The organism is Novipirellula artificiosorum, from assembly GCF_007860135.1.
Classification (GTDB): Bacteria; Planctomycetota; Planctomycetia; order Pirellulales; family Pirellulaceae; genus Novipirellula_A; species Novipirellula_A artificiosorum.
Genome location: NZ_SJPV01000001.1, coordinates 886061 through 899863, shown reverse-complemented (window position 1 = coordinate 899863; position 13803 = coordinate 886061). Strand labels below are relative to the sequence as shown.

General features: G+C 54.7%; 9 protein-coding genes and 1 pseudogene. 3 read left to right on the top strand and 7 right to left on the bottom strand.

The genetic code is table 11. The features are described 5' to 3' along the window. Nucleotides 1-8 precede the first annotated feature (8 nt). The 6 genes from Poly41_RS03155 to Poly41_RS03130 form a co-directional block, all read right to left on the bottom strand. On the bottom strand, nt 9-1124 hold the full coding sequence (locus Poly41_RS03155) for a hypothetical protein (protein ID WP_146524441.1): 1116 nt from the start codon (nt 1122-1124) through the stop codon (nt 9-11). A 3-nt stretch (nt 1125-1127) separates the two neighbouring features. Next, on the bottom strand, nt 1128-3062 hold the full coding sequence (locus Poly41_RS03150) for an FAD-dependent oxidoreductase (RefSeq protein WP_146524440.1): 1935 nt from the start codon (nt 3060-3062) through the stop codon (nt 1128-1130). Between the two features lie 10 nt (nt 3063-3072). Next, nucleotides 3073-4518, bottom strand: coding sequence for a sulfatase family protein (locus tag Poly41_RS03145; protein WP_146524439.1), 1446 nt, complete (start codon nt 4516-4518; stop codon nt 3073-3075). A 154-nt stretch (nt 4519-4672) separates the two neighbouring features. Further along, a complete protein-coding gene (locus Poly41_RS03140; protein WP_146524438.1) occupies nt 4673-6685 on the bottom strand; it encodes a glycoside hydrolase family 127 protein in 2013 nt (670 codons plus the stop codon). Then, on the bottom strand, nt 6682-8730 hold the full coding sequence (locus Poly41_RS03135; protein WP_146524437.1) for a glycoside hydrolase family 127 protein: 2049 nt from the start codon (nt 8728-8730) through the stop codon (nt 6682-6684). Before Poly41_RS03135 ends, Poly41_RS03140 begins: the two co-directional genes overlap by 4 nt. A 10-nt stretch (nt 8731-8740) precedes the next feature. Continuing rightward, nucleotides 8741-10159 (bottom strand): sulfatase-like hydrolase/transferase, encoded by a 1419-nt coding sequence (locus Poly41_RS03130; RefSeq protein WP_146524436.1) that lies wholly within the window; start codon nt 10157-10159, stop codon nt 8741-8743. A gap of 171 nt (nt 10160-10330) precedes the next feature. Between Poly41_RS03130 and Poly41_RS03125 the strand changes: the two are divergent. Further along, nucleotides 10331-10462, top strand: a pseudogene (locus Poly41_RS03125) (FadR/GntR family transcriptional regulator); the annotation flags it as partial. Between the two features lie 55 nt (nt 10463-10517). Here the strand turns inward: Poly41_RS03125 and Poly41_RS03120 are convergent. Further along, nucleotides 10518-11228, bottom strand: coding sequence for a FadR/GntR family transcriptional regulator (locus Poly41_RS03120; RefSeq protein WP_146524435.1), 711 nt, complete (start codon nt 11226-11228; stop codon nt 10518-10520). Nucleotides 11229-11447: 219 nt separating this feature from the next. Here Poly41_RS03120 and Poly41_RS03115 point away from each other — a divergent pair, with 219 nt between their 5' ends. Both Poly41_RS03115 and Poly41_RS03110 read left to right on the top strand, forming a co-directional pair. Then, nucleotides 11448-12524 carry an L-rhamnose/proton symporter RhaT gene (locus Poly41_RS03115; protein ID WP_146524434.1) on the top strand — a complete coding sequence of 359 codons (1077 nt, stop codon included), beginning with the start codon at nt 11448-11450 and terminating at the stop codon, nt 12522-12524. A gap of 44 nt (nt 12525-12568) precedes the next feature. Then, nucleotides 12569-13723 (top strand): mandelate racemase/muconate lactonizing enzyme family protein, encoded by a 1155-nt coding sequence (locus Poly41_RS03110; RefSeq protein WP_146524433.1) that lies wholly within the window; start codon nt 12569-12571, stop codon nt 13721-13723. Nucleotides 13724-13803: the final 80 nt, after the last annotated feature.

The window sequence follows — 13803 nt, the reverse complement described above, 5'->3', positions numbered from 1 at the left end:
CCAAGTCGCTATAGCCGCTGAGCATGTTGATGATGGAATGCATCCAGTCGTTCCTGTTGGGCATCCATCAAGGAGCGTTGTTTGAGAAACCAGTAGGCTCGGCGGGCAATCAGGAAGTTTGGATCGTCCAGTAGCCCAAGGACGTGGTTGGTTACGGTGCGGGATGAAGCATCGTGGCTCTCCAGCAGACGTAGCAGTAGAGCAACGTGCTGGTAGGACCGAGAATCCGCCAGTTGGCCACTCCATTGTTCGATCAAGTGGGTTGGCGGCGAGCGCGAGCAGTGTAGCAGGTCGTTCAGCACCATCGTCCGTTGCTCGGCTCGGCTATCGGTGAGTGCCTGTGTCATCGATGGAAAGTAGGCATCGTCGGGTGCTTGATTCAGGTACTGCAGCGCCATTTTTATCACGGTGCGAGATCCTTCGGGGATCCGGGAAGTGACCGCATCGAGTGAGGATGGGTCGTACAGCTTGCGACGCATCATCTGTTCCATCGCAAACAGCTGATGCTGTTCGTCTCCCGTTTGAAGATAAGTCCGAATTTCGGCGACGGTGCACTGATCTGCGGTCAGGTCGTGGATGATTTGCCTCAGTTGGCCATTGGCGCAATGCCATAGCGTGTAACAGGTCCACGCTGCACCTTTGACAACAGCGCCCTCGTACAACAGGGGCGTCGCCGCCGAGACTCCATCGACATCGTTGTCGCTGCTTTCATGATTCAAAATCTCGGTGGGCAGGATGGTCTTCAAGGCTGAGTCTTGGTCCGCCAGGATGTTGTGCAATTTTTGGTAGTCTGCCTCGGAGAAGGGCTTGCCTTCCGCTTTTTCCAGTTGCACACCCGCTGCCAACTCAAAGCGTTTGTAGTGCCCCAGTTCATCCCATGCGATGCGAACGGTGACCACTTTACATTGTTCATCAACACAGAACACTGATTGAGTCTCAACCCAATATTCGAACGGTTGTCCCGCTTCGTTCCGCTTTTGAAACAGTCTCTGTGATGTTGCATCGGCATTTTGGGCATCGAGGTCCAAGACATGCACCGAGCGTGACGTTTCACGAATGCTCGAGTCACCGGCGAGGGCATCGCTGATCATAAGCATCGATAGAATGAGAATAAATCGGATCACCGTCTAGACTCTCGCCTGATAGCAACGAACCTCGTAGAGTCGAACGTTCTCGGCTCCGTAAGTCTCTTTCGCGCGAATGCGCACGGCCGTCGCCGAGAGGGTCTCAAACAGAAAGCGAATCCGGCGTGTCCGATTCTTCTCCAACGAACCGACATGAATCCAATCACCTTGGACTCGCACCTCAACCTCCAGTGATTTCAGCAATTCCTTCGGAATGGTGTTTGTGAAGGTCTCGTCCACTCGTGAATCCTTTCGCATCAGGATGTTCTTTTTCACATTCGTATCGCATTTGATCTCGATGGTCGAGAGCGAGACGGGGCGATCCCATTCCAATTGAACTTCGGCGGGAAGGCCATCGGATTCCCAATGATGGATTTGGTCCTTGAAATCACGGGCCACGCCATCGGTCAGCGTGGCGGGGTCGCCCGAGAGGGTTGACGAAGCGAAAAGGACACTCGCTGTTTTCGCCAAGTCATTGGCATCGTTTGCGGGTCGATTTGGGATGAAGGCATCTTCTCGCAGCAATTGCTCCTGCAATTCATTGATGTGACTTTCCGCCAACTTTCGAGGACCCACGTTGTTACGAAGGCAGAGCATCGCGGCAGTCCCAACCGCCTGTCCCATCAGCGCACAGGTGCCCATCACGCGTGACGAGGATAACGCGATGTGCGTCTGACTGATGTTCCTGCCGGCGAACAACAAATTCGATACATTCTTTGAGTAAAGGCTGCGAAACGGTATTTCGTAAACCTCCGAAAAATGTTCGTGGAAGTAGCTCGGCGGCTCGCTCAGGTTTTCGATCCCGCCGGGGTTGTGTTCGTCGAGTGACCATCCGCCGTAGGCGACCGCATCGTCAAAGTGTTGATGCTCCGTCAGGTCGGTTTCCGAAAGGATGTAGTCACCGATGAAGCGACGTGACTCGCGTCGACCGGGAAGGGATCCCACCCAATCGAGCGCTTGATTCTCTGCTTCGGGAAACTCGCCCGAGTTTTTGATGTAGTCCCAAACACCGTGCAGGAAGCCCATCAGTTTATGCCGGTTCGTTTCCTGCTCCGCGATGATGTCAAATTCGCTGCCCAGCTCAACCCACCAGATGCCACCTTCGTATGGTTTGATCTTGCGTTTCGGATGCGCCATTTCGGCTTCATACTTGATCACATACGACGGCGGTTCGTAGGGCATCGGTTTGCCCATGTCCTTGGCCGACAGCAGAATGGACGCGCCCATTTGCCATCCGTCGGCGACTTTGGGTGCGTACTTTTCACCAAACTCGGACGAGGCTTCGCGTCCCGTTCGGTACAAGGCTCCGGCAGACGCGGCAAGCAGCCCATCGCCAGAGCAATCAATAAAGAGTTTCCCGCGGAGGGTGATCTCGGTCTCGGTCGTCAATTGCCAGCAGCGAGCGGAGGTGATCGTGGATCCCGCCGTGTTTGCTTGAATCGCCTGGGTATTCAGCATCAATTCAAGGTTCGGTTCGCGGACCACGAAGTCATACAGGACGTGGTCCCAGACCGGATAAGATTCCTGGGGATTGCGAAAACGATTGTGGAGCAAGATTTCTTCGATGATCCCCGTTTCGCGTTCGGGAATGCCACGAGGACGTAGGTGAGTGACGCCGTTGACGTGCACGCGGATTTCGCTCGATGCATTGCCACCCAAAACGGGGCGATCTTGGACCAGCACCACCTTCGCGCCGTTTCGAGCCGCAGCGACTGCCGCACAAATCCCGGCCAAGCCGCCGCCCATCACCGCGACATCACAATCGACCGTTTTCTTTCGGATCGGCGTCCCCATTTCCTCGCTGGCAACTTTGTACCATCGATCCGATGATCGATCCGAGAGTGGTCGTGACGGACCCGAAGCGTTCGCCGCGGACGGAAGGAGTCCAGCTGCGAACGCCCCACCGGCGGTCTTGCCCAAGAAATCTCTTCGTTTCATCGTTCGAGTGCTACTTGTCTATTCGGAAGGTTTCGTCGTAGTTTGGCATGTTCGCTGCTTGCCATCCGTCTTTCACTTTGGGTGAATCAAACCAACGGGCTTGTGTATGGGTTTGACTCCAACGCTCGGCCTGGCGGACCATTTGACGTAGCGTCGTTGGATGCTGCAATCCAACATCGTGCTGTTCGACGATGTCTTGTTCGATGTTGAATAACTTCCAGGGTTGGTTTGCAACACGGCACGCTTTCCATTGATCTTGGCGTACGCCCACATCGCTGTAACCATTGCGATGGCGTAGGGCAAAGATCGTCTCGCCACTTCGTGGATTGCGTCCATCCAGCAACGCGTCCCAGATGTCTTTGCCATCAAGTTGTTTCCCGGCGGGAATACTTGCTTGAGCAAGGCGTGCGAAGGTCGGATAAAGGTCAAGCGTTGAAACGGGGTGGGCAAAGCGTTTTCCCGCTGCGACCGTACCCGGCCAATGGAAGAACATCGGAACGCGAAAACCACCTTCATAGACGCTTCCCTTGCCCTCTCTCAAAGGCACATTGGTCGCTCCCGCACTCAATTTCCCGCCGTTATCGCTTAGGAACACGATTAGCGTCTTATCGAGTTGGCTTGTGGCAAGCAGCGCATCAACAAGCTGACCCACGCCACGATCGACCGCATAGACCATCGCTGCATACGTACGTCGATTGGAGTCATCGATGTTCGCAAATCTCAGCATGTCCTCTTCTTTCGCTTGCAAGGGTGTATGCGGTGCATTGTAAGCCAAATAGAGGAAAAACGGTTGCTCTTTGGCTGCGGCTTCGTTGACAAATCGCACGGCTTCGCGCGAAAGCGCATCGGTGATGTATTGATCCTCTTTGACTTCCTTGCCGTTATGCTCCAACGGACGCACGTACTCGCGGATATTCGCCACTCCATTGTTCCGTTGACGATCATAAATGGGGCGATAGTGAGAGGGGAAATACTCATGTCCGCCCCCCAAAAAACCGTAGTAGTCATCAAAGCCTCGTTGGTTCGGATGGAACGGAGCTGCCACGCCCATGTGCCATTTGCCAACGGCACCGGTGAAGTACCCGGCTCGCTTCAGCACCGTGCTTATCAGGGTTTCACTTTCGGGGATCCCCTCGGGACAATTCCCATCCGGGGGCAAATTGTAGGGGCCTCCGAACGAATGGGGGTAGCGTCCCGACATCAATCCCATCCGGCTGGGGCCACAAAACGGGTGCGTGACATACGCCGAGATGCAGACCGTACCGCCAAGTGCCAGTTGATCCAGTTTCGGCGTTTTGATATCCGTTGCACCGTTGAACCCGACGTCGGAATAGCCGAGGTCATCGCAAAGAATGACAACAAGGTTGGGGCGAGTCTGATCTGCAAGGACACGGGTTGATGAAAACGCCAGCGTGAGAAAGAGTGCCAGTGCGATTTTGGAAACAATTGTTTTCATTGCGGGGCCGCTACGGGTAAGTGTCGTGCGAGAAATGGCTGCTGGATTTCCCATGGTGAGCGGCAAGACGCTAGCCGCCGGTATTATGCCAAGGAAGATCCCCCGGGCTCGCTTGAGACGGATGAACCCTAAAAATCTCCTTCCTCGTTGGTGGCTATTTCCAAACGAGGGGCATCCAAACGGTCATTTCCGCGGTTCCACGGTTGGACCATGCGTAATAGGGAACGAACTGGGTCGGTATCGTTTTCCAGTTGGGATCCTTGAGCGTCGTGTAGATGTCTTGCGAGTGATCGCTACGGAGCAGCACGTTGCCGCCCAAGGTGGTTAGCCCATCACGGAAGGCGGGATCTTGTTGTGTTTGTAGCTTGATATCGGAGGGCAGATAGACATCCAAAATCGATGTGTCTTGCGGCAGGTCTGGAGTCTCGATGCAGTAGACAACTGGGCCACGTTTGATGGCTGCTTGATTACGGACTTCTTCGATCAGTGGATGGCCAACGATCAGTTTAGCTTCCAGTGGCATCTGAAGCGTTACGACATCACCCGCTTTCCAAGGTCGCTGAATCTTGGCGTACATGCCTGCGGTCGTTTCAACACCTGCGTCCTTGCCGTTGACCCGAAGCGAACTTCCTTCGGCCCAATCGGGAATACGCAATCGGATTGCAAAGGGATCGTCTTGACACGACTGGATCGTGAGTTGCACGGTCCCATCCCAAGGATACTGCGTCGATTGTAAGAGTTGCAGTTTGGAGCCATCGAGCAGCTGGGTGTCAAGCTTGTTGCCACCATAAAGGTTGACGGCGATCCCGTCGTCCGAGAGACTGTAAGCCCAACCCGAAACCTTAGCGATGGTGCGGACAAGATTGGGCGGACAACAGAAGCAGGGGATGTAGGGTGCGCGGTTTCGATAATCCGTGATATCCATCTCCTTGTCACGCGTTCTACGAAGCGGGTTTGTGTAGTAATAGTGTGTGCCTTCCTGGCTGATGCCCGAAAGCGCGCTGTTGTACAAAACCAGTTCCATGACATCGGCATACTTGGATTCGCCATGGATCCCTAACATGCGGTAGCTGAACATCGCATTGCAAATGTTTGCACAGGTCTCATTGTAGGCTGTCGCATTGGGCATCATGTAGTCCCGGATAAATGCCTCATGAACAAAATCAACTTTGGTCGATGCTCCGTGATGTGCTTGTCCACACGCCCCTGTGATATACATTTTGTGGTGCACGACGCTGTCCCAAAGCCGGTCGAGCGCTTTGACAAGCGCCTGTTCGCCGGTTTCCGCATACACATCCGCTGCTCCGGCGTAGAAGTACAGCGCCAAAACGGCGTGACCGACTGCCTCCGATGATTTTCGTAGGGGTGTCCGTTCTTGGACCATGTCGCCGATAGCTTTGTACGACGCCATCGAGTCGGGTTGTACGGTCGATGCTCCGCGCATGTTGATGAAAATCTCGGCCAACTCCAAGTACCGCTTATCGTTCGTCGTGCGGTACAGTTCGACCAAGCCCATGATTTGTGTCTGGTTGAATCCGAAACGCGCCAATTCCTTCGGTCGCGGTTGGAAGAGGTCGTAAAGATAGTCCGCGTGTTTGACTGCGATCTTCAAAAAGTTGTTCTTGCCGGTAACGCGGTGATGAATGCACGCGCTGGTTAGCAGGTGACCGCTGTTGTAGAGTTCATGCAATTGCCGATTGGACCAAGCCGGCTTTTTCTCATCGAGTTGAGTTTGTGTTGAGAGATAACCGTCTTCCCTCTGAGCTTTGCCGATGACGGTGATGATTTCGTCCAGCTCGTCGAGGATCTTTGGGTCTTTGTTCTGGGCGTAGACGTAGGTGGCCGCTTCCATCCATTTGTAGAAGTCGCCATCGTGCCAGTTCATGCCTTGATGTGGCCCTTCTTTGAGCCCGGCGGCGATTTTGAAATTGTCGTAAGCGAAGCCGACGTCGCCTTTCAACAAGCTGCCCATATGCGGCATCATGACTTCTTCACACAACTTGAATTTATCAGCCCAAAAACCGGACGTCCATTGGCAATCGCCAAGGTTGATGCTACGCAGTTTGACATGCGGGCTTTGCGAATTGTCGATGATCCCCTGCTGCGCATGGGCGGCGCTGGCGATGGTGATGCTGAGGCTGCACAGAATTTGTAATAGGTTCTTCATTTGACCTTGCCGTTGGAGTCAATCATCTTCTCGTTCCAAATCACAGGCACGAAGACTGTCATCTCGCTATCGCCTCGATTGCTCCAAGCGAAGTAGGGTACAAACTGTGTCGTGACCGTTTTCCATTGTGGCTTGCCGACGTTTCGGTACATACCCTCACGCTCGTCTTTGCGGATTGCGATTTCGCCCGTGATCGTCGCCACCCCTCCGAGAAAGTTAGGTTTGTACTCGGTTTTTAGTTCCGCGTCCGACGGCAAGTAGACATCAAGAATACTTGTCCCCTTGGGCAGATCGGTGGATTCGATACAGTAGACGATCGGGCCGCGCTGGACTGCGACTTGGTTGCGCACTTCCTCAATACGTGGATCGCCTTCGACAAGGTTGACGTCCATCGGCATCGTAAGCTGGACGATGTCACCCGCTTTCCAACTGCGTTGGATTTTCGAATAGGTTCCCGCCGTGACTTCGACGCCGACGTCTTTCCCATTGACCATGATCTTGGAGCCTTCGGCCCACTCCGGAATACGAAGTCTCCATTCAAAGGGATCGGTTTTGCAGGCGTTTACTGTGATGGTCACGTCGCCTTTCCACGGATACTGAGTTTCCTGTTTTAGTTGGAGCTCGGAGCCGTCGAGTAGTTTTGTGGACAATTCATTTCCGCCATACAGATTCACGGCGACTCCATTCTCCGAAAGGCTGTAGGCCCAGGCCGACGACTTGGCGACCGTTCGGACAAGGTTCGGAGGGCAGCAAAAACATTTCAAGTAGGGCAGGCGGTCGGGAGACTCCGTGTTCATTTTCGCATAGTCACGGGCGCCATAGATCTTGCGCAACGGATTGGCGTAGTAGTAATGGGTACCACTCACGCTGATTCCGGAAAGGCCGCTATTGAGCAACACCCGCTCGATGACATCTGCATACTTTGATTTCCCTTTGATGCCCAACATGCGGTAGCTGAACATCGAGTTGCAAATGTTCGCACAGGTTTCGTTGTAGGCGGTCATGTTGGGCATCATGTATTCGTCGATGAACCCCTCTTCAATCTTGTCGCGACGGGACGAGGCGCCATAGTGAGTTTGCCCGAGTGCGCCAGTGACATACATCTTCTTATGGACAACGTTGTCCCACAGCCGGTCCAAGGCGTCGATCAATGCCTGTTCGCCGGTTTCCGCATACACATCGGCCGCGCCCGCATAGTAATACAGCGCAAGCACGGCATGGCCGACCGCTTCGGTCTCTTTGCGTAACGGAACTCGCTCCTGAACCATATCACCGATCGGATACCCTTCGGTACTGGGGTCATCGACGACTCGGGACTTGCCGCGGTTGTTGATGAAAATCTCCGCAAGTTGCAGATAACGTTTGTCTTGAGTGGTGCGGTAAAGCTCGGCCAAGCCCATGATTTGCGTTTGGTTGAAGCCAAACCGCGACAGAGGTTTGGGTTGCGGCTGGAATAGCGAATAGAGCAGGTCGGCATTCTTCCTGGCAATGTCGAGGAAGTTGGTTTTTCCGGTAACGCGATGGTGAATGCACGCAGCCGTATACAAGTGGCCGCAGTTGTACATTTCGTGATACCTGCGGTTTGAGAAATGCCCAATTCCTTCAATTTGAATTTGGGTGTGCAGGTAGCCGTCGTCCTGCTGAGCCTTGCCGATCACTTCGATGACTTCATCCAGATCCGCCAGGATCGTTTCATCTTGATTGATCGCGTAAATGTAGGTGGCCGCTTCGATCCATTTGAAAAAATCGCCATCGTGCCAAGCAAAGCCTTGATGTTGCCCCTTCTTCAGCCCGGCAGCGATTTTGAAGTTATTGTAGCCGTGGCCGATATCGCCTTTGAGGATGTTGCCCATATGCGGCATCATCACGGTTTCGCAGAGGGTGAATTTGTCATGCCAGAAACCGTCGGTCCACCTGCAATCACCGAGATTGATGCTGCGCAGCGAAACGTGAGGGCTTTCGGCGTTGTTGATGATGCCACGTTGCTGGGCACCGCTGCTGGTTGCCAACAGGAGCGAGCAGCCGATGAGTAGTAGTTTCTTCATGCTCAGAACTTCAATCGTTTTGGGGCGGTGGTTTCCGATAGGTATCAAACAGCGTACTCACCCAGCCTTCTTCTTGGCGTCGGAGCATAAAGAGTGGACGCTGCAATTCGAGTTCCCAAGCAAACAGTTTCTCGTACAGCGACTTCAGCAATTCAGGATGGGTGTCGGCAAGGTTGTTCTGCTCGGACGGATCGTCGGCAAGGTTGAACAAATAGGCTGGGCGATCGGGAAATCGCATCATCTTCCAATCGCCGTCGCGAATGCTGCCGCGACTGTCCATCTGCCAGTAAAGCGTCGGATGGGGACGTTCGCTGAGGCTTCCTGTTAAGTAAGGTAAGAGGTCCACGCCGTCGAGTCCATCCATGCTGGCCGGTTCACCTCCAGCTGCCTTCACAAAGGTAGGGAGAAGATCGAGTGTGCTGACCGGATGAGGGTACTCGGATCCCGGTGCGAGTTTCCCAGGCCATACGATCATTCCTGGAACACGAATGCCGCCTTCGAGCTGAGTGGCCTTCGTTCCGGCGAGCGGATAGTTGCTTGAAGCATTTGCATCGGTCGGGCCGCCGTTGTCGTTGGCAAAAACAACCAAGGTGGTCTCGGCAAGGCCAAGCTGATTGAGTTTGTGGATGATCTGGCCGCAGGCTCGGTCAAGCGATAGAGTCATTTGCGCGACTTGTCGACGTTTTCCTTGAAGTGAGGGGAACTCCTCTCGATCTTTTGGGTCGGGTTCCATCGGCGTATGAACCGCGTTGAAGGAGACGTAGGCGAAAAACGGCTTGTCTTTGCTTCGCTCGATGTAGTCGCAAGCCTCGTCGGCTAACGCATCGGTCAGATAACCCTCGTGTTCTTTGAAATCACCATAGCCTCGTTCAAGTCGTCGACCGAGATTTGGCATTCGCTTGGTTGGGTAAGCGAAAAAGCTTCGTGCCCCACCACGAAACCCAAAGAACTCATCAAAGCCACGCTTGGTCGGATGAAATCGGTCAGCTTCTCCCATGTGCCATTTGCCAAAAATCGCGGTGCGATACCCAAGCGATTGCAGGTGGTTCCCCATCGTAGGCAGATCAAGGGGCAGCCCCATTTCTTCACCGCTGAAACGGCCGTTGGGACTCATGATGCCCGGCACGTTGTTTTCGATAAAGCCAAAACGCTGTTGGTATCGCCCCGTTAAGAGGCCCGCCCGCGACGGGCCACAAACGGAAGCGGTCACATAAAATTGGTTCAGCCGAACGCCGGAAGCGGCAAGCTCGTCTAAGTGAGGTGTCTTGAATTGGCGGCTGCCTTGGAATCCAAAGTCGGCGTACCCCGCATCGTCTGCGAACAGCAGTACGATGTTTGGCTTCTCGGCTGGCCATGCCACCGAGCAGGTGAAGGCAACGGAGCAGGTCAAGCAAGCCGCGGCGGCCGTTGCCGTGAGAAGCAATTTCATGATGGGCGAGCCTTGAGGTTGAAGGGTGGGGCAGGGGGCTCCGCAGTCGGGGAGCGATGGATCGCAGGTATCGACCTGGAGTTCGAATCCGGATCAGCCCCTTGCTGGATCATATTATTGTAATACAATAGGGAGGTCAACGATCCTCCATGAAAAAAAATAGTCGATATCGTGATTCAGCCTCGTCGGACGCGTCGGAACTTATGTGGCCAAGTCGTTCATGATTTGGGAAGCCGAATCTTGGCCGGTGAGTTTGCTCCAGGAATTCTGTTGCCGCAGGAGTCGACCTTGTGCGAGCAGATGGGTGTCAGCCGAACGGTGGTTCGCGAAGCGATCAAGTCTTTGGCCGCCAAGGGGCTTACGTTTTCTTTGAGGCACGATCGATTCGACTCGCTGCGTCGTTCAGCAACGCACGCATGGCTGCTTGGGCTGCGTTCGGTTTGCGTGCCACAATCGCTTTCATCACTTTTTGGTGCACAGGGACCGACGTGCGGTTGTCAGCAGGTTGGCGATTCGTCACGCGCAGACTCGATTCGAGCGCAACACTGATTGCGTTGGCCACGGGTGCAAAGAACGGGTTGCCGGTGGCGTGTAGGATCAACGTGTGAAAGCGGAGATCGGCTACCAGGAAGGCATCGACGTCGTCCGCATTGCGTCGCATGTCATCGCATGCATCCGCAATGTCCTGCAGTTCTTCGTCGCTAGCGCGTTCCGCTGCGAGAGCGGCGGCGGCGGGTTCGATCGTTCGTCGAAATTCGGTCAAGTGAAAGAGTTGGCGTCCACTGGTGTCTGCTTGCAACTGCCATTGAAGCACTTCGGGATCGAGGTAGTTCCAGCCTCGTGCGGGTTGCACGAGGGTCCCCAGTTTGGCGCGTGATTGCACGAGTCCCTTTGCGGAGAGTGACTTGATCGCCTCGCGGACGACGGTCCGGCTGACCCCTAATTGATCGCACAGGGTTGTTTCCTGAGGGAGGGGCTGGCCCGGCTCAAAATCGCCGGCAAGAATTCGGTTGCCCAGTTCGTGAACCACTTGGGCGCAGAGATTTCGAGGAGATTGGGCTCGTTTCAAGGGATTCCCCATTGACCAAGGTTGTTATTGTAATACAATACCCGCGAACTGCGGGTGTCGTCTCGAAGGCGCGGTCTGCCATGGCAAGTGGGCGCCGAATCAGTAGACCGAGCGTTTCGTGATTCCACAACCTCATTCCCGGTTCGCCAAGCCGCTTTGGGTACGGGCGTTCTCGGGGACTCAAGTCTCAACGAAAATGGGCTAGGAACAGCAATGGCAATGAGCGACATCCTTTTTCCTTTGGTGCTGGTGCTGATCGCCAGTCTGTTTCAAGGTACCTTTGGGCTGGGCATGAAGTATGTCAAGCCGCTCGCCTGGGAGGCATGGTGGCTGGTTCATGCGACGGTGGCCATGGTGGTTTTTCCGCTCCTCTGGGCGTTGTTGGTGGTGCCGGATCTCGGCGCGGTCCTGGCTCAGGCTCCGGCGGATGAACTTGTCACCGGCGCGATGCTCGGCTTTGTTTGGGGCGTCGGGGGGATCATGTTCGGTGTTTCGGTCGGCTACATCGGCATGTCGCTGACCTATGGAATTGTGATGGGGCTTTGTTCGATTGCCGGTGCGCTGATCCCCTTGTTTTTGAAGTTTGATTCGGTCAATCCCGCGAGTTTGCCCTTTCTATTTGCCGGGTTGCTGTTGTTGGCGGTTGCCGTGGTGATTGTGACGATCGCCGGATTGCAGCGTGACCGAAAGCTCGCCGAAGCGAATGTCGATCTGGAAGGTATCAAGAAAGGCAAGGCCTTTCGCATGGGGCTGATCATTGCCTCGTTGAGTGGAATCTTTTCTGCGATGCTTGCCGTTGGTTTTGACAACACATCGGAAGTGGGCCGGATTGCCGAGCAGGCGGGTGCGCTGCAACGAAACACGGCATTGGCTCGTTGGGTGGTCGTGTTGTCGGGAGCCTATCTCATGAATGCCGGTTATGCCGTTTTTCTATTGATCAAGAACAGGTCGTTTGGTTCCTTTAAGACGCCAGGTGGGTTGAGTGCGCTGAAATGGGCGGTGATTGCGGGGCTGTTGTGGTTTGCAGCACTGGGAATCTATGGGCAAGGTGTCGCGCTGATGGGTGACATTGGGACGATGATTTGTTGGCCTGTGATGTTGGGACTTTCACTGATTGTCAGCAACATCGCCGCACTCTTGACTGGTGAATGGAAGGGGATGCATGGGCCGTTGAAGTTGATGTCGCTTGGCGTGTTGGTGATCATCATTGCGACGGTGGTCATGGCATACGCTTCGACACTGAAACCAGAAGAGACGCTGGTGCAAGAGCAGATGGTTTGGGTCGCTAACGCGTAGCAGAAACAGACGATTGAATCTTTCGAATCCATGAGGCAGAAGTTTTGAAAATCAAGTGTATCCGGACCCATCATTTGCGAGACCATTTGGAAACGCCGTTCGGTTTTTCCCAGTGGTTCTACGACACCCGCAACACGTTGTGGGTGGAGATCGTCGCCGAAGACGGTACGACCGGGTGGGGTGAGTGCTATGGCCCATCGGAAGTCTACCAAGCTGCGATCACCAGTTTCTACGCACCGCGGTTGATGGGGCAAGACGCACTCGCGACCGATGTGTTGTGGCACACGATGTGGCGAGCCAGTCTCGATTTTGCACGCGGTGGCATCATGATGGGCGCGATGTCAGGAATCGACATGGCGCTCTGGGATCTGCGCGGCAAGACGCTCGGTGTGTCGGTCTCGGATTTGATGGGCGGTCGCTACGTCGACCAAGTTCCTTGTTACGCGACCGGTATGTATTTCAAAGAGATGTCCGAAGCGGATCTGATCTTGTCGATCGTCGAGGAGGCGACTTGCTATGAGCAGCAGGGATTTCAGGCGCTAAAGATCAAGGTCGGCAAGAACCTGGCATTTGACATTCGCCAAGTGGAAGCGATGCGTAAGGCGTTGCCAAACATGACGATGATGGCCGACTCGAATCATGCTTACGACTTGCCCGAAGCGATTCAGATCGGACGGGTGTTGAGTGAACACGGTTTTGGGTGGTTCGAAGAGCCGCTGTCGCCCGAGTTCGAGAACCAATTTCGACAATTGCAAGATAAAGTCGATATCCCCATTGCAACCGGCGAGTGCGAGCAGACGCGATACGGCTTTCAGCGGCTGTTGTCCACCGGCGGTGTTCAAATTGCGCAGCCTGATTTGGCCTATTGTGGTGGCATCTCCGAGGCGTTGAAAATCCGCAGCCTGGCGTCTTCGATGGGGATCAACGTGGTGCCGCACTGCTGGGGGACGATGTTGAACCTCGCTGCGGCAACTCACTTTTTGGCTTCGGGGTATCGTGAGCCGGGCCGTAAGGAAGTTGCCCCATCCCTGTTAGAATATGACCGTACCCCCAATGCACTGCGTGACGAGTTGTTTGACGTTCCTGTCAGGGTTGAGAACGGAGTGGCGCAAGTGCCAACCGGCCCGGGACTTGGCGTGACGGTGAAGGAGGATGCGATGAAGTCTTTTGAAGTGCGGGAAACCGAAGTCAAGGCGTAGGCCCTGCTGTTGCCCTTCGCACCGTCACTCAGCTTTTGACGCACTCGTTCGAATTCCCTCACGCTTTGGCACCTGTCTCT

Coding starts and splice junctions, on each gene's coding strand:
- Poly41_RS03130 (WP_146524436.1), bottom strand. CDS start 10,159: ATGAAATTGCTTCTCACGGCAACGGCCGCCGCGGCTTGCTTGACCTGC.
- Poly41_RS03135 (WP_146524437.1), bottom strand. CDS start 8,730: ATGAAGAAACTACTACTCATCGGCTGCTCGCTCCTGTTGGCAACCAGC.
- Poly41_RS03150 (WP_146524440.1), bottom strand. CDS start 3,062: ATGAAACGAAGAGATTTCTTGGGCAAGACCGCCGGTGGGGCGTTCGCA.
- Poly41_RS03115 (WP_146524434.1), top strand. CDS start 11,448: ATGAGCGACATCCTTTTTCCTTTGGTGCTGGTGCTGATCGCCAGTCTG.
- Poly41_RS03145 (WP_146524439.1), bottom strand. CDS start 4,518: ATGAAAACAATTGTTTCCAAAATCGCACTGGCACTCTTTCTCACGCTG.
- Poly41_RS03140 (WP_146524438.1), bottom strand. CDS start 6,685: ATGAAGAACCTATTACAAATTCTGTGCAGCCTCAGCATCACCATCGCC.